Origin of the sequence: Kribbella albertanoniae (assembly GCF_004348455.1) — a bacterium.
GTDB classification, from domain to species: domain Bacteria; phylum Actinomycetota; class Actinomycetes; order Propionibacteriales; family Kribbellaceae; genus Kribbella; species Kribbella albertanoniae.
This window is the reverse complement of sequence record NZ_SMKA01000018.1, coordinates 14,838-35,073: the sequence shown is the minus strand read 5'-3', so window position 1 is coordinate 35,073 and position 20,236 is coordinate 14,838. Positions and strand designations below refer to the sequence as shown.

Annotated in this window: 11 protein-coding genes; 4 read left to right on the top strand and 7 right to left on the bottom strand. The window is 66.7% G+C overall.

Annotated features, from left to right (window positions below):
• Positions 1 to 23: 23 nt before the first annotated feature.
• Both E1261_RS07295 and E1261_RS07290 read right to left on the bottom strand, forming a co-directional pair.
• A complete protein-coding gene (locus tag E1261_RS07295; RefSeq protein WP_238176061.1) occupies positions 24 to 353 on the bottom strand; it encodes a hypothetical protein in 330 nt (109 codons plus the stop codon).
• Between the two features lie 146 nt (positions 354 to 499).
• Positions 500 to 778 carry a DUF1905 domain-containing protein gene (locus E1261_RS07290; RefSeq protein ID WP_202874405.1) on the bottom strand — a complete coding sequence of 93 codons (279 nt, stop codon included), beginning with the start codon at positions 776 to 778 and terminating at the stop codon, positions 500 to 502.
• 67 nt (positions 779 to 845) lie between these two features.
• On the opposite strand from E1261_RS07290, the gene E1261_RS07285 reads away from it, so the two are divergent.
• Entirely contained in the window at positions 846 to 1,364 is a 519-nt protein-coding gene (locus E1261_RS07285; RefSeq protein ID WP_238176060.1) for a GNAT family N-acetyltransferase, read from the top strand.
• Here the strand turns inward: E1261_RS07285 and E1261_RS07280 are convergent.
• Entirely contained in the window at positions 1,318 to 2,301 is a 984-nt protein-coding gene (locus tag E1261_RS07280) for a cation diffusion facilitator family transporter (protein ID WP_132403860.1), read from the bottom strand. The genes E1261_RS07285 and E1261_RS07280 overlap by 47 nt on opposite strands.
• Before the next feature lies 1 nt (position 2,302).
• Positions 2,303 to 2,698 carry an ArsR/SmtB family transcription factor gene (locus tag E1261_RS07275; protein WP_132403857.1) on the bottom strand — a complete coding sequence of 132 codons (396 nt, stop codon included), beginning with the start codon at positions 2,696 to 2,698 and terminating at the stop codon, positions 2,303 to 2,305.
• A 131-nt stretch (positions 2,699 to 2,829) separates the two neighbouring features.
• On the opposite strand from E1261_RS07275, the gene E1261_RS07270 reads away from it, so the two are divergent.
• Together E1261_RS07270 and E1261_RS07265 are read left to right on the top strand one after the other, a co-directional pair.
• A complete protein-coding gene (locus E1261_RS07270) occupies positions 2,830 to 5,778 on the top strand; it encodes an AfsR/SARP family transcriptional regulator (protein ID WP_132403854.1) in 2,949 nt (982 codons plus the stop codon).
• Positions 5,779 to 8,739 carry an AfsR/SARP family transcriptional regulator gene (locus E1261_RS07265; protein WP_132403851.1) on the top strand — a complete coding sequence of 987 codons (2,961 nt, stop codon included), beginning with the start codon at positions 5,779 to 5,781 and terminating at the stop codon, positions 8,737 to 8,739.
• 17 nt (positions 8,740 to 8,756) lie between these two features.
• Here E1261_RS07265 and E1261_RS07260 read toward each other — a convergent pair whose 3' ends face one another.
• Entirely contained in the window at positions 8,757 to 14,510 is a 5,754-nt protein-coding gene (locus E1261_RS07260) for an RHS repeat domain-containing protein (protein WP_132403848.1), read from the bottom strand.
• Positions 14,511 to 14,512: 2 nt separating this feature from the next.
• Positions 14,513 to 18,496: a LamG domain-containing protein gene (locus E1261_RS07255; RefSeq protein ID WP_165952405.1), complete on the bottom strand. Its 3,984-nt coding sequence runs from the start codon at positions 18,494 to 18,496 to the stop codon at positions 14,513 to 14,515.
• A 175-nt stretch (positions 18,497 to 18,671) separates the two neighbouring features.
• Between E1261_RS07255 and E1261_RS07250 the strand changes: the two genes are divergently transcribed.
• Positions 18,672 to 19,181 carry a DinB family protein gene (locus tag E1261_RS07250; RefSeq protein WP_132403842.1) on the top strand — a complete coding sequence of 170 codons (510 nt, stop codon included), beginning with the start codon at positions 18,672 to 18,674 and terminating at the stop codon, positions 19,179 to 19,181.
• 303 nt (positions 19,182 to 19,484) lie between these two features.
• Here E1261_RS07250 and E1261_RS07245 read toward each other — a convergent pair whose 3' ends face one another.
• Positions 19,485 to 19,991, bottom strand: coding sequence for a DUF4265 domain-containing protein (locus E1261_RS07245; RefSeq protein WP_132403839.1), 507 nt, complete (start codon positions 19,989 to 19,991; stop codon positions 19,485 to 19,487).
• Between the last annotated feature and the right edge of the window lie 245 nt (positions 19,992 to 20,236).

Here is a 20,236-nt window from a genome sequence, read left to right as displayed (position 1 = left end):
CCGGGCACCGGACGCACCCGAATTCAGTCGCCGACGCGGGCCGAGATCTTCTTCACAGCGACCGCCCCGACCAGGAGCGCCACCCCGGCAGCGATCACCACGGTGACCAGCGTGCCGGCGCTGCTCAGCGCGCTGTCGCAGGCCATCGGCGTGATCCCGGCCGCGGTCCGGAAGGCCGAGCCGCAGTTGGTCCCACTCGACGACACCGAGCGGAAACCGAGCGCGATCCCAGCCAGCAGGACGACCACCCCGGCGACACCGAGCACCCTGTTCAGCGCCGTCACGATGTCAGCTCCGGCGCGTGAGGGCATGCCGACGGCACACCACGCGAGCCCCGTTGCACGTTCCTTCACCCCAAACCTCGACGGACCACCCGCATCCGAACTTACGGTCCGGACCGGATGAACCACAGCCGAGGAGGCCGTCAGCAGCGATTCTTCACAGAGTCCTTACTCAGTACATGACAGATTGTGACCGCCGCCACGAGATCCTGGCCGGTTCAGAGCCGTTCCGTGAGGTGGACGGTGATCTCATCACCAGGGTTTTTCGCCAGGACGGTGCGTAGATCGGCCTTCACCGGCAGTTTGTGGGTTCCGTCACCCAGAGCCATGAACGAGCTCTCGAACGGGTGCCCATCCATCGTCCCGCGCACCTTCACCAGCCCGCGGGTCCCGAAATACTCCGCCGATCCCGGCAGCTGCACGTAGGTCCAGCCGCCCTTGGCCGGGCTCTTCTGCAGCGGTGCGGTGAAGGTCTTGTCCAGCTTCTGTGCGCTCACGGTGAGCTCCTTTCCTCACACCTAGGTAGAGACTGCCAGACGGCTTTCGACATCTATCCTCAAAATTGTGCAGATCACGATGCGACCCGGCCACGGGGACGACGTACCGGCGGTGCTCGCGTTGCTCGACGGAGCGACCGAGTGGCTGGTCGCGCAGGGGCGGACCGAGCAGTGGGGCACGCAGCCGCACTCGACCAGCCCGTGGCGGATCGAGCAGATCACCGGGTTCGCCACCGATGGCGGCCTCTGGATCGCCGAGTACGACGGTCGCCCGGTCGGCGCACTCGCCATCGGCACCGCCAAACCGCCGGTCCCGCCGGCCGACGTACCGGAGATTTTCGTCCGGCTCCTCGTCACCGATCGGAACGCGACCGGCCAGGGCCTCGGCGGCGTACTGCTCGATCACGCCCGCAAGCTCGCCCGCGACGCGGGGATCGCGCAGGTCCGGCTCGACTGCTTCGCCGGGAACGACGGCGCCCTGATCCGGTACTACGAATCGCAGGGCTTCACCCGGGACGGCGCCTTCGTCGTCCAGCGGGTCAATGCCCCGGACTGGCCAGGTCAGGTCCTCGTCCAGCGGTGGTGATCGAGCGGTGCACGGTGCCGTGCGCGTCCGAACAGTGCGCGTCGATCTCGTCGCCCGTCGCATGGTCGACCTGCAGGGTGGAGTGCGTCAGCCCGTGCCGCTCAGCCAGCAGCGCCTCGATCTGAATCCGGATCTGGTGACAGTCCAGGCCCTCGGCAACCAGGATGTGCGCTGAGGCCGCAGGCTCACCCGAGGTGATCTCCCAGACGTGCAGATCGTGCACCTCGACCACACCCTCGATCGCGCACAGCTCGGCGCCGAGCGCCTGCGGGTCGATCGCCGCCGGCGCAGCCTCGAGGAATATCCGGCCCGAGTCGCGCACCAACGCGACACCTGCCTTCAGCATCAGCGCGGCGACGATCAGCGCGGCGATGGCGTCTGCCCGGGCGAAGCCGGTCACCAGGACGACCAGACCGGCGATCGCGGTCGCGATGAACGCGAACAGGTCGTTCAGGATGTGCTGGAAGGCGCCTTCGACATTCAGGCTCGAGCGGTTCGCCTTGCTGATCAGCCAGGTCGCGAACAGGTTCACCACGATGCCGACCACACCGGTGATCAGGACCAGCGCACCCTTCACCTCGGGCGGATGGATCATCCGGGTGACGGCCTCGTAGACGAAGTAGACGGCGAGCAGCAGCAGGGTGATCCCGTTCGCCTGGGCGGACAGGATCTCGACCCGCTTGAACCCGTACGTGAACCCACCGCGCGGCGGCTTCGCCGACAACCGGATCGCAACCAGTGCGAGCACGATCGCGATCGCGTCGGTCAGCATGTGCGCGGCGTCGGTGATCAACGCCAGCGAACCGGCCGCGAACCCGACCACGACCTCCACCAGCATGAAGCCGACGATCAGCGCCAGCGCACCACTCAGCAGCTTCCGGTCCGCGTCACCACTGACCGCATGCCCGTGGCCGTGCCCGTGTCCAGCGTCAGCCATCTCAGCGCTCCGGGTGAATCGCGTCGGTGTGCTCGGTATGCGCGACCGCGAGGTCGACCAGCATCCGCACATGCGCGTCGTCCAGACGGTAGAACGCGTTCCGCCCATCCCGCCGTACGGCGACCACCCGGTGCGCGCGCAGCAGCCGCAGGGCATGCGACGTCGCCGACTCACTGAGCCCGGTCACGGCGGCCAGGTCGCACACGCACAGCTCACCATCGAGCAGCGCGACCAGCAGCTTCAACCGCCGCGGATCTCCGAGCAGACTGAAGACGTCGGCGGTGTCGACGATGTCGTCCTCGGCCGGCATCCGGGCATTGACGCTCGTCACCCGCTCCGGGTCAACCAGCCGGACCGCACACTCGTCGAGACCCTGCACATCTGCAGAACTGTTCATATGTCCACGCTAACCCATCGCACCCGAGTCCGCCACTTGTGTGACCGGCGCCTCGTCTCCCTGGCCTGGGAACGGTCCCACGGGGCGGGCAGAGGGCGGTGTGGGGGCCGGGGAACTGTTACGGTCCGCGCATGCCGCCTCCCTCCTCCAGGATCCGGTTGCTCGGCCCGATCACCATCGGCACAACCCGCCTGGGCGCGCCCAAGCTTGCGTGCGTGCTCGCCGCCCTTGCGCTCCGACCCGGTACGCCGGTCGCCCAGACCGAACTCATCGACCGCGTCTGGGACGGCGACCCACCTGACGCCGTACTGAACGTCCTCTACTCGTACGTCGCTCGCCTGCGAACCGCCCTCAAGCCGATCCCGGGCGCGGCGATCCGGCGAGCTGGTTCGCACGGCTATGTCCTCGACATCGAACCGGACGACGTCGACCTGCACGCCGTCCGCGCACTGCGCGAAGAAGCCGTGGCGGCGGGCCCAACCGAAGCCATCGAACTCTGGCGCCAAGCCAGTGAGCTGGTCGGCGCTGAGGCTCTGGTCGGGCTCAGCGGGCGATGGGCCGACGAGACCCGTGCCGCGCTTGCTGCCGAACGGCTCGAGCTGCTCACCGAGCGGTACACCGCCGAACTCGACGCCGGCCACCACGCCGCCGTACTGGGAGAACTCGCAGCACTCAGCGAGGCTGAGCCCCTGGCCGAGCCGCTCGCCGAACTGCTGATGCTGGCCTACTACCGCAGCGGCCGGCCCGCCGACGCACTCACCCACTTCGAAACCATCCGGGTGCGCCTGCGCGACGAGCTGGGCGCCGACCCATCGCAGCGGTTGCGCGACCTGCACCTGCAGATCCTGAACCAGGATCCGGCGCTAGAACTGTCGGCGACCGCGCCGATCCTGCTGCCGTCGGATATCAGCGGATTCACCGGCCGCGCCGCCGAACTGAAAGCGCTGGACCAGTACGCCGAAGCTGCGTCGCTCGCCGCGGTGGTCGGACCGGGTGGTGCGGGAAAGACAGCGCTGGCCGTCCACTGGGGACACACGATGGTCGACCGGTTCCCCGGCGGGCTGCTCTACGTCAACCTCCGCGGCTTCGACGAAGGCGAGCTGGTGCAGCCGCGGGACGCGATCGGACGGTTGCTGGTGGCAATGAATTTGCCGGGCGAGGCAGTCCCCGACGACGTCGACGCGGCCGCCGAGCTGTTCCGGACAACCACGGCCGATCGCGGCGTACTGGTGATTCTGGACAACGCACGCGATGCCGAACAGGTACGCCCGCTCCTTCCCGGCAAGGGCTGCTTCACCATCGTGACCAGCCGCGACCGCCTCACCGGCCTGATCGCACTGAACGACGCCCGCCCCGTCCCCGTCGGCACGCTCGACCGACCCGAAGCCATGGAACTGCTCACCCGAATCCTCGGCGCGGACCGAGTCCACACAGAGCAGGAGACGGCCGAGCGGCTGGCAGACCTCTGCGGCCACCTCGCCCTGGCGTTGCGGATCGCCGCGGCGCACCTTGCAGGCGAACCGAACATCCGGATCGCCGACTACGTCGACGAGCTGGAACGCCGCGACCGACTCGACGTACTGGCGGTCGACGGCGACCCCTCCGCAACGGTCACCACGAACCTCGAACTGTCCTACCGCGTCCTCGACCAGGACACCCGCGACCTCTTCGCCCGGCTCGGGATGCTGCCCGGCGAAGACTTTGCCGAAGAGCTGATCACCTCCGTGTCCGGGGCATCCGAGCCAGACACCCTACGAGCGCTGCGGCGGCTCGTCACCGCGCACCTGATCGAACAGCCACGGGCCCGCCGCTACCGGATGCACGATCTCGTCCGCCTGTACGCCGCGCGCACGGGGCACCGTGAGTTGAGCGAACACGACCGATCGACACTCATCGACAACTTCCTCGACTGGCACCACGACCGCGCCTACCAGCCGATCGCCGACGAGGAGACCAACGTCTTCCTCGCCTGCGAAACCTTGCAGGATCATCCGAAGCTGTGGCGACTCGTTCTCCCGCTGCGCAACACCATCAACGAATGGCGTTTCATCAACCGCGTTCACCGGCTCATCGAGGTGGCCGCCCGCCGAGCGGAAGCGGCCGCGGACCAGGTCGGGTTGTTCCGGATGACGAGCATGGAGGCCACCGTGCTCCGTGCGAACGGCGACAGCGATGCCGCGGTCGAGCTCGGCACCCGGGCGCTCGCCCTCGCCGAAACGCTCAGCGACCTGGAGCGAACCGTGGCGAGCGGGAACCTCGGCATCTACCTGTTCGACCACGGTGACCTGGCCGGGTCCGCCGCCGCGTTCCTCCGCGGAGTCGACCTCGCCATCGCGTCGGGCAACTCCCGGTCGCAGCTCATCTTCACCAGCAGCATGGTCCAGGTACTGGTCAGGCTCGGCCGGTTCGATCAGGCCGAGACCTACGTCCGGAGCGCCGAAGCACTCGGCAAGACCACGCTCGAATCCCAGGACCGGCTCAGGCTCGAACTGTCCACCGCGGAGATCCAGTTCAACCGCGGCGATTTCGAGCGGGCGATGGCAGCCGCCGACGCGGCCGCCGCCATCGCCCGCGGAAGCTCGTACGGCCATCTCGACCTGTGGTGCATGCAGGTACAGGCCCAGATCCTGCTGCACAGCGGCCGCGCGGAAGAGGCTCGCGCGGTGTACGAGGAGGAGGTCAGGCAGGCGCGCAGCCGCAAAATGGTCTCCTACGAACCGGAGGTCCTGTCCTACCTCGCCGGCGTGCTGGTCGAGCTCGGCGACTACTCCGGGGCCGGCGAGCTCATCGCCGAGGCCCGCCGGAAACAGCCGAACGTCGCCCGCGGTTTCCAGGCCTTCGTGAACCTCGTGCTCGCCGGTGTCCACAACGGACTGGGCGAATTCGAGACCGCGCTCGCCCACGCGACGGAGGCAGTCACCGGCTACGCAGCCATGCCGTGGCCGGCGCGCCACGAACTGGCGCTGGTCGCGCTGGCCGACGCGTACGCCGGCCTCGGCGATCCCGAGGCCGCTCGTCAGCACCAGGTTCTGGCCGACCAGATCGCAGCTCCGGTCAACCAACTACGGAGGCAGCGCTAGATGCCGCCTCCCCCGCCCAGGATCCGGTTGTTCGGCCCGATCAGCATCAACACGAACCGAGTTGGCGCGCCGAAGCTCGCCTGCGTGCTCGCGGCGCTTGCCTTGCGACCCGGTACGCCGGTCGCCCAGACCGAACTGATCGACCGCGTCTGGGACGGAGACCCGCCCGACGCCGTACTGAACGTTCTCTACTCGTACGTCGCTCGTCTGCGTACCGCCCTCAAATCGGTCCCGGGCGCGGCGATCCGGCGGGCTGGTTCGCACGGCTATGTCCTCGACATCGAGCCGCGCGACATCGACCTGTACGCCGCCCGCGCACTGCGCGAAGAGGCTCTCACCCTGTCGGGGAGTCCAGCCCTTGAGGTGTGGCGCCGGGCCTGCGAACTGGCCGGCGATGAGGCGCTGGTGGGTTTGAGCGGCCAATGGGCTGACAACACTCGTGCTGCCCTCGCGGTCGAACGCCTCGAGCTGCTCACCGAGCGGTACGCCGCCGAACTCGACGCCGGCCACCACACCGCCGTACTGAGTGATCTGGCTGCCCTCAGCGATGCAGAACCACTCGTCGAATCGCTCGCCGAGCTGCTGATGCTCGCCTACTACCGCAGCGGCCGACCCGCCGACGCGCTCACCCGCTTCGAAGCCATCCGGGTCCGGCTGCGCGACGAACTCGGCGCCGACCCGTCACAGCGACTGCGCGACCTGCACCTGCGAATCCTGGATCAGGATCCGCAGCTGGACGCGCCCACCGCACCAGCGCCCGCGCCCATCCAGCTCCCTTCGGACATCAGCGGCTTCACCGGACGGACTGCAGAGCTGAAGATGCTGGATGAGGCCGCCGACGTCGCGCCACTCGCCGCAGTCGTCGGTCCAGGCGGAGCGGGGAAGACTGCCCTGGCGGTGCGCTGGGGACATTCGTCGGTCGAGCGGTTCCCCGGAGGTCTGCTCTACGTGAACCTGCGCGGCTTCGACGAAGGCGAGATCGTCGCGCCGCGGGAGGCGCTCAGTCGGTTGCTGGTGGCAATGAATATGCCGGGGCAAGCGGTACCGGAGGACGTGGACGCCGCTGCCGACCTGTTCCGGAGCGTCACGGCCGATAGCGGCGTCCTGGTGATTCTGGACAACGCGCGGAGCGCCGAGCAGGTCCGCCCGCTGCTGCCCGGCGCGGGGTGCTTCACGATCGTGACGAGCCGCGACCGGCTCACCGGACTGATCGCGCTGAACGACGCCCGGCTGGTGCCGGTGGGCACCCTCGGGACGAACGAGTCCGTGCAGTTGCTGGCCCGGATCCTCGGTCCGGAGCAAGTCCAGTTGGAGCAGGCCGCAGTCCAACGGCTCGCGGAACTGTGTGGGCAGCTCGCCCTGGCACTGCGGATCGCGGCCGCCCACATCATCGGCGAACCGAGTCTCCGAATCGCCGACTACGTTGCTGAGCTCGAACGGCGGGACCGGCTCGACGTCCTGACCGTTGACGGCGACCCCGCAGCAGCCGTCACCGCGAACCTCGCGATGTCGTACCGCGTGCTCGACGACGATGCCCGCGAGCTGTTCGCCCGGCTGGGATCGTTGCCCGGAGAGGATTTCGCGGAAGAGCTGATCGTCGCGGTATCCGGAAGGCCTGAAGCAGACACACTGCGTGCGCTGCGAAGGCTCGTCGCGGCGCATCTGGTGGAACAGCATCGGGCCCGGAGATACCGGATGCACGACTTGGTGCGGTTGTACGCCGCGCGCGCCGGCGCACAGGACCTGAGTGCCGACGACCGGGCAACGGGTATCGACCGCTTCATCGAATGGCATCACGACCGCGCCTACCGGGAGAACACCGACGAGGAGACCAACATCTTCGTCGCCTGTGAGGCGCTGCAGGATCATCCGAACCTGTGGCGACTGGTTTTCGCTCTCCGCAGCACGCTCAACGAAGCACGCTTCGTCGGCCGGCTCCGGCAGCACGCCGAGGTGGCCACGCAGCGAGCGGCCGAGTCCGGGGACGAACTCGGCCAGTTCCGGATGATGAGCATGAAGGCCAACCTCCATCGCAAGGCCGGCGACACAGCCAACGCCATCGAGCTCGGCACCCGTGCGCTCGCAGTCGCCGGGACCTTGACCCATCGGGAACAAACCGCCGCGGGTGGAAACCTCGGCATCTATCTGGTCGATCACGGCGATCTCACCGGAGCCGCCGCAGCTATGACCCGAGCACTCGACCTCGCGATCGCGTCGGGCAACACCCGGTCCCAGCAGATCTTCACCAGCACCGCCGTCCGGACGCTGGTGCATCTCGGACGGTTCGACGAAGGTACGGCGTACCTGCGGAGCGCCGAAGCGATCGCCGGCGACGGTCTGCCGCTGCTGCATCGGATCGGGTACGAGGTCGGCGCCGCGGAACTGCAGCTCGGCGCGGGCGAGTTCGACCGGGCCCTGGAAACGATCGATGCCGCGCTCGCCGTGGCTCGTCAGCAGTCGCATCCGTACACCGACATGTGGTGCCTGAACGTGCGCGGACGCATCCACAGGGCCGCCGGTCGCCCGGAACAGGCCCGGGATTCGTTCGCGGAGGAGCTGAGACTCGCCCGGGTCCGGAAGCTGTTCTCGTACGAACCGGAATCCCAGTGCGATCTCGCCGACGCGCTGGTCGAACTCGGCGACCACCGCTGGGCCGCCGAACTCCTCGCCCAGGCCCGCCGCAACTGGCCGGACCTCCCCCGAGGCTCCCAAGCCTTCCTCGAACTCGTCCAAGCCGGCGTCCACAACGGACTCGCCGAGTACGACGCCGCCCTGGCCCACGCAACCGTTGCCGCCGACATCTTCGCCGCCATGCCCTGGCCCGCGCGCCACGAGCTAGCGCTACTCGCACTGGCCGATGCCCACGCGGGCCTCGGAGATACCGAGACCGCACGTGAGCACCGAGCCTTGGCTGATCAGATAGCCGCTCCGATCAACCGCCTGCGGAGAAGGCGGGGCTGAGCCCAGCCCTCCGACATCTAGTCTCCCCAGCCCAAGACATCTAGGGCATCGTCGAGCGTCACCGCCTCGGATTCCTCGCGGAAGACCGACACACAGATGATGACGTCAGGTACACAGACGCCGGCTCCGCCTGCAGAGTTCGCTCCCACAGTCCAGTCACCGGTATCAGAGACGGAACCACTCGCTCCGACAGAGACGATCTCACCGAGACCGACGTCGACGCTCAGTCCCCACCCGCCGCCTCCCACTCCTTCAGCGTCATCCGACGATGTGAAGATCGGGCCCACATTGACACCGGCACCGACGGCATTGGAACCGCTCCACTGCTCCCCTCTCGAGAGGACGAGCCCATCATCCCTGGTGTAGGTAACGCAGGCATTCGACCCCTGTCCATAGAAGACGGACCAGGATGAGCCGGAGCACCACCCAACGCCGCCGAGTGTCTGGGTTTCCTGGTGCTCGACGCACTGCTCGTAGGCGGCGGCCATGAACGCTGCGCACATCACCATTGAGTTCCCCGATGCCAGGAAGTCGGAATAGTTCCAGAGCCACTCGTCCCCGCGGCTTTCGCGCCCCAGACCGTGACCGCCGTGGTGATAGTCGCTCTTGGGGCCGGGGCGGTGACGTTGGCGGTTGCGGTCATAGTTGTCGGGCAGTGGCTTGGGGGCTCGCGGCGGGTGAAGTTCGATGCTGCCTCCGCTGCCGCCTCGGCGTTTGGGTCCCTTCTGGTGATTGCTGCTCTTGGACTGCTTCTTGGCCAGCTTCTTCTTCTTTTGTGGGGTCGCACCTCTGGGGGTCTTCTTCAGGCTCTTCAGGCCGCTGGCGTCCGAGGTGGTGATGGGTGAGTTGTTGGCGTAGGCGTAGCCATTGATCTGTTGGGGATCCATCAGATCCATGATCGGGTCCGCGGACATGAACCGGCCGGTGGCCGAGTCGTATTCGCGGGCTCCGACGGTGGTCAGTTCGACGTCGTCGTTCTCGAGACCGCCGACGAAACCGCGGTCGTCCGGCCAGCTCGGCGGGGCCTCGCCCCGAACGCCGCCGAAGGGATCACGTCGCCGTACTGTCGCTGTCAGGGTGTCGCCGTTGACGATCCACTGGTTCGTTCCGTGGTGATCACCGGCGAGCCACTGGATGTCGCCCAGACCGTTCCGTACGCCGACGACGGCGTCACCGTGCTTGTAGTAGCGGGTGGCTTCGACCTTGTTCGTCGCCTTCGTGTAGGTCAGTTCGTAGCCCGCGACCCATGCGGTCAGGTCACCGTTGGCGTCCGCGCGCAGGATCCGCTGACCGTCCGCGTTGTCGACGAACTTCGCCGTACCTTCGTCCGACTTGATCGTGTCCAGCCGGCCGGTCGGGTTCCAGTTCAGGACGTCGACCTGGCCACCGCGATCGATGCCAGTGGTGAAACCGGCCTTGTCGTAGGTGAATGCGGTCGCTGCACCACCGGTGGAAGTCACGCCGGTCAGCTCGTGCGGTCCCGCCTCGCCTTCCTTGGTGTAGGAGTACTTCTTCTCCACCGGGCCGGTCGGCGTCCACTTCGTCTCGCTGGTCCGGTTGCCGACCACGTCATACCCGTACGACGAGTGGTACGCACCCGGCCCACCTGCTACCGGATCCGCGGCACAAGCCGCCGAAGCACCTGCCTGTGCCCACGCATCCGTGAGCCGTTGCAAGTAGTCGTACCGGAAACACTGTGTCTCCGGGTCGAGCTTGTCCGACGTATGCACCGGGTCATCCTTGATGGACAGCACGTTGCCCGACTTGTCGTACTGGTAGGACAACGCCGCGATCCCGTAGTTGGACCCGTCGAACTCTCCCGCAGTGTCCTTGTCGAAGTAGAACTGCGACAGCCTCCGGGTGCCTTCCTCGTACATCCAGGTCTGCCACGTCTGTCCCGAGGTGCCGCTGACATCAGCGGGGTCACCGAGCTTGCGCTGCAGCAGTTCGCCGTACGGCGAGTAGATGGCCTGGTCGACATAGACCTGCCCGAAGCCGAAGTCGTCGCCCCACGCGGTGACTCGTCCCGGCCGACCCATCGAGTCGTAGGACTGCGTCATCACTTCCTCGTTGAGGCTGCCCGCGGCCTTCGCCCCGGACGTGTGCAGCGAGCCGTCCTCGTTGTAGGTGAACGCCTCCCAGTACGACCCGGCCAGTGCGCCGGCCGCGGCAGGCAGGTGCGTGTAGACCTGCTTCGGCTGCCCTTCGGGCGTGTACTTGCGCGTCTCGGTCGTCCACGCCTGCCCGTCGACCCACCGAGTGGCTTTGAACGGCATGCCGATTCCGAACTCAGCACCGTCGTAGGTACGGTCGATGAGCGCGGTACCCGCGGAGGTCACCTTCGTGGGTCGGCCCAACTCGTCGTACGCGTAGCTCAGGGTCTTGCTGTTGGCGTTGGTCGTCGCCGTGATCTGACCCGCCGGGTTGTACGTCGTCCTCGAGGTCCCAGTGTCCGGATCGTGCAAGGCAGTCCGCCGGCCACGAAGGTCGTACTCGTACGTCCACTTGTTGTTCGCCGGGTCGGTGACCTGAGCGAGCTGGCCGTTGCCGGCGTACGAGTACTTCGTGGAGTCAAACGCGCCGGTCGCGCCGCGGTCGCGGTACTGCCGGAGCTCGACGGTTCGGCCGAGTGCGTCGTCGAAGGTGGCCTTGGTGGTACCGCCTTCTGGCGCGATGACAGTGGTCTTCCAGTTCGTCGCGTCGCCTCCGAACTGGTACGACGTACGCCACTTCTCCGTGCCCTTCACCACGAAGACCTCGTCGGTGACTCGGCCGGCGCCGTCGTACACGAACTCCGTGCGGGACAAGTCGTTCGTCCTACTGATCCTGACGAGCTGGCTGTTCGGGCCGGAGGCGTTGTTGTACACGGCTCCTGACGTGTATCGCTCGCGCCCGTACGAGTCGTACACGGTCTGCGTAATAAGCCGGCCGCCGTTGGTCTGCGCTTGCACCTGCCGCTCCCGCATGAGCCCGTCGTACAGCGAGATGCTGGTCAGGTATGTGCCGTCGTGGATCATCCGCTCGGTCTTGACCGTGGTCGGAGCGGTCTGCGACAGGTTGTAGGTGAACTTCTGGTTGGGGCTCTCCGTCGCCGGATCGCGGCCGGGCAGCCAAGCGGCGGTCCGCCGGCCGAGCGGGTCGTACGAAGCGACCGTACGCCGGGAGTTCGGGTCCACCGTTTCGGTGGCCGTGCCCCAGGCCGGCGAGAGCTTCGAGGTCGTGGCGTGTCCCAATGCGTTCGTAGTGACTGTCGAGGTGACCGGCCCACCTGCGCTGGGTGTGAGAGCAGTCGTGGTCTTGTTGCCGAGGGCATCGGTCGCGGTCAGCTGACGGCCGAGCGCGTCGAAGGTCGACGTACCGATCGTCTTGTAGACCGCAGCGTCGCCCCACGACTCGAGCGCGTCCGACCGAGTCATCAGACCCTTGGTCGGCGCCGTGGTGAGCGAGGTGCTGCCGTCGTAGTAGGCCCGCAGGCCACCAATCACGTCAGCGGGACGATTCGCCGCGACCGCACAACCGACTGATACCGAGTCCACGGTCGACACCGACTCCAGCAGCCAGGCGGCAGCGTTGTCGACGTACGTCGTTCGCACGCAGCGCTCGTCGCCGGTCTTGCTGACGTCGCCGTGCTCGTGGGACTGCACCTCACGACCGTGATCGTCGTAGACGGTCTCGGAGCGCGTGGTGCGCCAGGTCGAGGCCGTGAGCAAGGTGCGGCTGTCGGTACGGCGCTCGCCGGTCAGCCAGGCTTCGATGAAGCCACCGTCGTACGTGCGCTTGGCGGTTCGCGACGTCCAGTACCAGGTTGTCTCCGTTCCGATCACGGTTGTGTCGTCGAAGGAGGCGGACTCCCACTCGGCGCCCGCGAGCGCGCGGTGATCGGGTGCGGTGTTGCCGGCTTCGTCGGTCACTGCGACCGAACGGGTCTCGCCGTTCGGCAACTTGTCGCCGTCCAGGCCTCGGTAGTAGCGAGAGCGTGATCGCAGTTGCGGGCCCGGGTCTGCCGGGTCGCCGGTCAGGGTGACGACCTGCGCATAACCCCGCCACTGGTTCCAGTCGCGGTCCTTCTTCTGCACGAACTCGGCGTCGTTCCATGCCCACAAGGCGTTCGTGCCGCCGCCGGTCGTGGAGTACTCGTAGAACTTCCAGACCGTGTCACCGCCGCCCGTCGCGTCGGACTCGGCGATCGAGCGGACGACGTACTTGTGGAAGTACACGTCGACGGGCTCGGTCAGCCCTTCGGGCGTGTAGCGGGAGGGGAAGCAGCGCCGGGTGTTCTGGTGCGCGCTGGACGGCATGCTTCCGGCCCGGCAGTCGGGTTCGGTGTAGTTGATCGTGGTGACGCCGCCGGTCTCGGACTTGATCGAGGTCAGCCGCGGCCGCCAGATTCCGGGGAACGACTCCCCGTTGTCGACCCGGTTCGGCAGGAAGGTTCCACCGAACTCGGTCGGCGGGGTGGACGCCGTACCGCCGACGTGGCCGGTGTGCTTGACGGCCGAGAGCCAGAGGACGACCTGTTCCTTGTCGCCGTAGTTCTTGAACTCGTGGGTCAGCGCCCAGGAGTCGACCGCGGAGTATCCGGTGCCGGAGGCAACATAGGTGGTGACCGCCGTCAGTCGCTTCGCTGAGAAGAAGGCGGGCGAGTACTCCTCGCATTTGACGCCCGCCGTACAGGTCAGCTTCCACGGTGTGTCCGGCCACTTGACCTTCTTCGGATCACCGTTCGCCTCACGACAGTCCGACAGACAGCGGTCCGCCGTCGTGAACTCGACCTTGGCTGTCTTCACCGAGGTGCGCTGGCCGTACTCAACCGTCTTCAGCCAGCCATCACGGATGTACGTCGCCTGGGTCGCCGAGTCGACTGCTGGTGCGTAGCGACCAGTCGCCGTTTCGTAGGTGTACTGGGCGAAGGTCCCGTGGACATCGACCGACTTGTCGAGCATCCAGCGGTACGCCTGGTTGCAGCGCGAGCCCTTGAAATCACCTGCCTTGTAACAGGTTTCGCCGGAGTGGTTGCCGAAGACCGGCATCGTCCAGCGGGACGTGGTCACGGATCCGAAGTGGTGCTTGGTTCCGTCGGTGGTCGTGATCGTCCACTGCTCGGTGGTCGCGCCACTCGCGGTGGCCCGGGAGCCGGAGTGCTCGACGCGCCAGTCGACGTCGTCCGCGGCCTTCCACTTCTTGGTGGTGTCGTCGAGGACGAGCGACGTACTGACGCCGTCGAGGTTGACCGTGATCGAGGGTGAATCGCCTTCCCAGCAAAGATCACCGGTAGGGTCGTCGCCCTGGTTGCCACCCTTGTCGTCGGTACAGCCGATGTAGGTGCGCTCGATGAAGCTCGGCGACGCGGACCAGCCGTCACCGACCATCGAGGCCTGGTTGTTGGTTCCGGACGTGCGCCCGTCGTGCTCGGCGGACGAGTAGGACAGTCCGACCGACGGCGTCGGTCCGGCGGCCGGTGGGAGCCTGATGTCGTAGTTGTAGGAGAAGGCGCCGGACGAGCCGCCCTGTGCCCAGGCCCCGGCCGCAGCCAGATCCGTTGCGGACCAGTTGCCGTCGTTGGCGTCACCGGCCGCGTCCGAGGACTCACCCGACCAGTCCGCCGCGGCATCCTTGAACGCCGAGTCGGCACCGGCGACGGTTTCGACGGGGGTCGAGGAGAACGCCTGCGGACTGCGCTCGAAGTTGGCGAACGCCGACGACGAGAGGACCAGCAGGGAGAGGACCATCGAGGTCGCGACAGCGCCGGCTTTGACCTTGAGATTGCGCATCGTCAGCTCACCACCGTCTCGTTCGTCCCGAACATGTTGCTGATGGCTTTGGCAGTGACCGTGCTGTGCCAGACCACGGCGTCGTCGACCCGTCCCTTCAGGTAATGGCTGGGTGTAGTGGCGGTCGTGTCATGAGCACCGATCGTCAGCGGCCCTGCTGCCTTCCACGGGCTGACCGGGCCAGTGGTGCTCCCAACCTCGTCGCCATCGACGTAGATGCGCATCATCTTGGTACGCAGGTTGTAGCTGCCGACAACGAAGTACCAGGTGCCGACTACAGGAGCCGGGCCGCCACTCGTCCAGTGCGTCGTGGTGTCAGCGGTGTCCTGCGCTGCCATCCCGAACTCGAAGCGCTGGTACGTCGGGCTGTACCGCAGCCGAAGCGCGGTGGCGTTCGCACCGGTTGCCGCCACGATCGTCTGGTGCACGTCGAGCGCATCGAGTCGCACCCAGGCTCCGACCGTGAACGACTCGTCGGTGTTGACGACCGGTGTGGTCGTTGCCGCGTAGTTGGTGCCGTCCAGCTCAAGAGCGCTGTCCGGGTTGTTCCACCAGCCGTCGTTGTACTGCGGCGTGCGGGCGAAGGTCAGGTTGCGGCCCTTACCGGTCTCGTCGAGGCCGGTCTCCTCCAGGGACCACCACGAAGCGACCTCAGCCGGCGCGGATTCCTTCAGCGACGCAATCGGCTTGACCCCACGCCACACCTGTACGTCGTGGATCAGGCCCTGGTAGAAGTCCTGCCGGCCTTGCCCCTTGTCGTGGCAACCGATGGTCAGCGGCGCGTCCGCACGACCCGGCAGACCCTTGGTCCACACCACGCCGTCCATGCCGTTGACACTCGCGGTCCACTTCGCATCACCGTGGTACTGGAATTCGACGTACTGCCAGCCGGCCTTCGGCGGAATGTACGTTCCACCGGCTGCCCTGGTGCCCATGGTCGCCAGACCGATCTGGGACAGCGCCCCGAGCTCCCACTTGCCGTCGGCCGTGATCATCATCGCGAAGCCGTCCCCGGCAGAGTCCGCCTGCGAGAACAGCACCTGGCGTCCACCGGTCACCTGACCGGGCTTCACCCAGGCACCGATACCGAACGGCGTGTCCGACGGAATGATCGGCGTACTCGTCGTTGCGCAGGACTGACCGTCCAGGACCAGCGCACCGTCCGGACGACCGAACGGGTCGAAGGACTGCTGGGCCGAGGCGGGCAGGGTCAGGTCACGACCGAAGCCGCTGGAATCCGTGCCGTCGCCACGGAGGTCCCAGTGCGCGATCTCGCCGTACGGGAGCTTCGCTCCGTTCGTGATCTCGGTCGGGGTCATCAAACCCTGCCAGACTCCGACGTTGTCCACCGCACCGGTGAAGGTGTGGGCGGCGCCGCCGCTCGAGGTCGGCAGGCAGCCGAGGCTGAAGAAGCCGGTCGCGTTCCACGGTGTGAAGCTCACGGCCTTCTCCCCGGCCAGGGCGCCGTTGAGGTAGATCCGCGACAGTCCGGCATCCGGGTCGTACGTCGCGACGATGCGCAACCACTTGCCGAGGGCAACCGGATTGGGAACGGTGATGCTCTTCCACGCGTACGTGTCACCGGGTGCGTCGAGCAGCGAGAAGGACCAGGTGTTGTCGGCCGCGTTGTGCTGGATCTGGTACATCGAGTGCGCGGTGTTGCCTTGAGCAAGCAGCTTTGTGTACGTGGCGTTCATGGCGTCCATGCGGACCGACAGGGCGACGGTGAACGCCGCGTCCGTGCGGATCGCGATCGGCGCCTTCAGGCAGTCGTTGCCGTCGAACTCCACAGCGGTGTTGTTCGGGTCGACAGGGTCGGTCGCGAAGGCCGGATCGCCGGCGAGGACACTCATGTTCTTGCCGTGGCTGGTGTCGTCGACGAGATCGCTGCCGAGCGGCCACGCGGCCATCGGCGTCTTCGGGATGTTGCGTCCGGCGAAGAATGTGAACACCCTGTGCTTGGACTTGTTACCGGCGTTGTCGACCGCGCGGATGTACAGCGCGTGCCGGCCCGCGGTGACGGCCGACTTGCTGATCTTTGCCGTTGCGGTTCCGGCCGCCTTCTGATCGAAGGTGTCGGTGTTCCACGAGTACTCGTAGCGATTCAGACCCGAGCTCGACCCGTTCACGACCGCATCGCCGCCCGTGAGGTTCATGGTCACGGTGGAGCCTTCGGTGACGGCCCCCGTCGGTCCGGTCACATCCGGCACTCTCGGCACGGTCGCGTCGACCCGGAAGTAGCAGTAGTTGGTGTACCCCGAGTTCACCGCGTCGCTCTGGCGCGAATCACTGCGCGCCTGCCACCGGTACGGTCCGTCGGGCAGCGACTTCGTACTCTGCCGGGACTGTGTGGACGCGGCGACCGGCGCCGGCGTGCGGTAGTAGAAGATCTCGCTGTCCGCGGCCGCCGGGCGGACCCGGAACCTCCAGTACACGGAGTCCGACTCGGAGGTCCGTACCCGGGCGGAGAAGGTCGGCTTCCGCTCGTTGACCCACGGCGAACCCGACAGGGTCGGGTCGCAGCTGGTGCCATCGACAGTCAACCGGTCCGGATGCGGCGGGTAGATGTAGTACGTGACGTGCAGCTTCACGCTCGTGGCCTTGATCCGCCGCCATGCGTCCCGGGAGGACTCGTTGGACGACCGCACACCGAAGGTGATGGTGGAGTCCTTGTGGGAAGCCGCCGACTGGACGCGCGTCTTGATGTTCGCGCCGTCGAACTCGACCCATTCGTCGGACTTGCCGGAGCAGCCGGTGGTGTTCGACGAAGGCACGGTCTTGGACTGCAACGGAGCGCCGTACCACCAGTTGATCTTGTTCCAGGCGGTCCCGTTCGAGATCTCGCCGGTACGCCAGAGTTGCAGCCCCTGGTCGCCACAGCCACCGGTGTGCGTCTGGAGCATGTTGACGCTCGCCGAGGCGATGTACTTCCCCTTCAGCTTGCCGATGTCGAGTTTGATCGCCGAGCGCCACAGACCGCAGCCGTCGCCACAGGTGCTCCACGTGTCGTTGCCGACCCGCATGCCACCGGACCGCGGCCAGCTGCTGTCTCCCGTCCAGCCCTGACTCGGACGGCCCTGGAACACGTTCGCCCACGCCTTGCGGGTCGAGGTGAACGGCGGGTCGATGTACAGCGGGAACTTGAGGTTCGGGTCGGCCAGCATCTTCGTGTCCGGAACCAGGGTGAGCCCCGTCCCGGTCTTCTGGACGTCTACGTCACCGATCCTCCCAGGGTCGGTGACGGCAGTCTGCTTGCGCGCGCCGGCACCGGCGGGCGAGGAGTCCCACATGATGCCCTGACCGGCCTCGAACACGACGTCCCCATCGGCGTTCAGTACGTCGATCCGCCCGGACTCTGCATCCTCCACGACGGTCAGCCCGACCGTGGTGATGCCGACCCGGATCGTCTTCAGCTCCGGGTTCTCGGCCGCCTCGGGGGTCTTGACGACGAGCACCCAGGAGAAGCCGACGGCCTCAGCCTGTACGGCGAGATCCACGTCGGGAAGCACATTCGGGTACGTCGCGACCGCGCCGCTGATCGTCGGTGTCGGCAGCGGACCCTTCGGCCAGGTCAGCGACAGTACGCCGCCGTCCGGGTCGGTCGCGGTCACGAACGGCGCCGTACCACCGGCGCCGGTCTCGATGCGGATCACCGTGGCCTTCGCCTGCGCGGAACCGTCCGGCCGCGCGGCGAGCGTCGGGTCGATGTCGACCCACGCGCCCGCGGAGTTCTGCACCCAGTACGGCTCGACGGCGATCTGGGTGTCGAGAAGACCGGCCGGCGTCGCGAACGCCTGCCGATCGATATCGCGCAACGACAGCACCTCGATGTTGCGGTTGCAGGCAAGCGCGAGCTGGTAGGCCTGGAACTCGTCGGCGGCGGTGGGATCACCGTTGAAAGTCGGACACGCGACCGGCGGGAGCTCGCCGTCCGGCGGCTCGTCCGCCGCCCCGGCAGGCAGAGCGGCCGTGGCCAGCAGGGCCACAGCGGTGAGAAGAGTGGTGGAAACACGAGTCAACGAATGCCATCGCGCACGGCGCAGTGGCGGGCGACCGAACATAGGAGCCTCACAATTAGGCGGGCATGCGGTGTGGACTCACCGCAGGGCCGTGCCACCGTAAGGAGTGGAGGCCCCAGCATTCTTGAGCCAAACTTGAGCGGTGATCTATCCCAGCACCACGGCCGGTGAACGCGACTCCCTCGAGCAGTTCCTCGACTTCCACCGAAGGTGCGTCCTGCAGACCCTCGACGAGGTGTCAGAAGCCGAGGCGACCACCCGGGTACTCAGCGCCACCGAGCTGACGGTCGGCGGAGTCGTCAAGCACCTGGCGTCCGTGGAGGACCTCTGGTTCAGCCACAAACTCCTCGACGTACCGAGCGCCGAGCCCTGGCTGTCCGCTCCCTTCGACCAGGATCCCGACTGGGAGATCCACTCGGCCGCCGAGAACACCGTGGCCGAGCTACGGCAGCTGTACCTCGACGCGTGCGCGGCCAGTCGCGCGGTCGCGGCCCGCTTCACCTCCCTGGACGACCGGGCCAAACGCCCGTCGTTCGGCGGCCAGCAAGTAAGCCTCCGCTGGATCTACCTCCACATGATCGAGGAAACCGCACAACACCGCGGCCACCTCGACCTGCTGCTAGATGCCGTACGTCAGGCGAGACCGAACTAGTAGGCGACAGCCTGGGCCGGTCGCGGAGGTCGGCCTTTCGGCCCCGCCGTCAATGAACCACCCAGCAGTTCGACCCGCATCCCGCACAGCCGCCCGGTGCTGCGCCATCCGGCCGCCAACCTGGGTGGTCCACCACGGTCAGTCGCCCCCGCCGTACTCCAAAGCCGCCACCGCCGACGCGCCCACCGCGTGTTTTCGGGTATTGGCGAGCGCCTCCTGCAGCGTCCGGTACAACGCCTCGACTGCCAGCACGACGCCGGCCCACCGAGCGTCGAGGCAGACCGGCAAGCTAATCGTGCAGAGCTACTCCGAATCCGTCAGCTCGATCATGCTGCGATGCTCTGACGCGATCGCGCCTTCTTCGATACCGATCTTTCCCTTACTATTCAAATCAAGAAGGGATAATCTCAGCGATCGGTAGTCAATTTGCGGCGGCACGTCTATTGCCCAGAGGAGTTCCGATGAATCAATCTCCCAGGAACATTCGAGACCCCGAAGTAGATCATTGACCAAACCTATCGAGTCAGGATCCTTGATAATGACCCGAACCGTTGAATGCCCGGACTCCGAAACGAATTCATCGAACACGAGTTCCCGGCGTTCACCATCGGGCTTCACCTTGACAAGATCACCGAATGCCACTCCCTTCACATAGAATGGAGTGTTCCGCACTCGCACTTCCAGCTTTCGATCGGTCTTCTCGACCCAAAGCCGCTCCGCGGAGGCTCGAGCCCAATGCGCTATATCCTCCGGAAGATCGAACGCCACTTTATAGAGTTTCACGGACGTGCCCACTTCTTCTTCATTCATCTAGGAACGTCCTGAGTTCATTGTCCTAATCCTCTACCGACTCCGTAGACTTATCTCTGTTGCATCGTCGGCAGGCGACCACTCCATTATGTTCGCCGCCGTGCCCACCAACAACCAACGCCCCGAACAGCCCCTGCAGCCAGCACACAGAAGCCCGCTACCGCGCGCTGCGAACCACACTGTCGTCCTTTGGACACACCCACCCGTACATCGCCCCACCGCTCCTGGACTCCCCGAGCCACAGA

What these genes read in the sequence shown, in the direction of transcription:
- E1261_RS07275 (WP_132403857.1), bottom strand. Translation starts at nt 2,698, where the DNA reads ATGAACAGTTCTGCAGATGTGCAGGGTCTCGACGAGTGTGCGGTCCGG.
- E1261_RS07270 (WP_132403854.1), top strand. Translation starts at nt 2,830, where the DNA reads ATGCCGCCTCCCTCCTCCAGGATCCGGTTGCTCGGCCCGATCACCATC.
- E1261_RS07245 (WP_132403839.1), bottom strand. Translation starts at nt 19,991, where the DNA reads ATGAATGAAGAAGAAGTGGGCACGTCCGTGAAACTCTATAAAGTGGCG.
- E1261_RS07280 (WP_132403860.1), bottom strand. Translation starts at nt 2,301, where the DNA reads ATGGCTGACGCTGGACACGGGCACGGCCACGGGCATGCGGTCAGTGGT.
- E1261_RS07260 (WP_132403848.1), bottom strand. Translation starts at nt 14,510, where the DNA reads ATGCGCAATCTCAAGGTCAAAGCCGGCGCTGTCGCGACCTCGATGGTC.
- E1261_RS07265 (WP_132403851.1), top strand. Translation starts at nt 5,779, where the DNA reads ATGCCGCCTCCCCCGCCCAGGATCCGGTTGTTCGGCCCGATCAGCATC.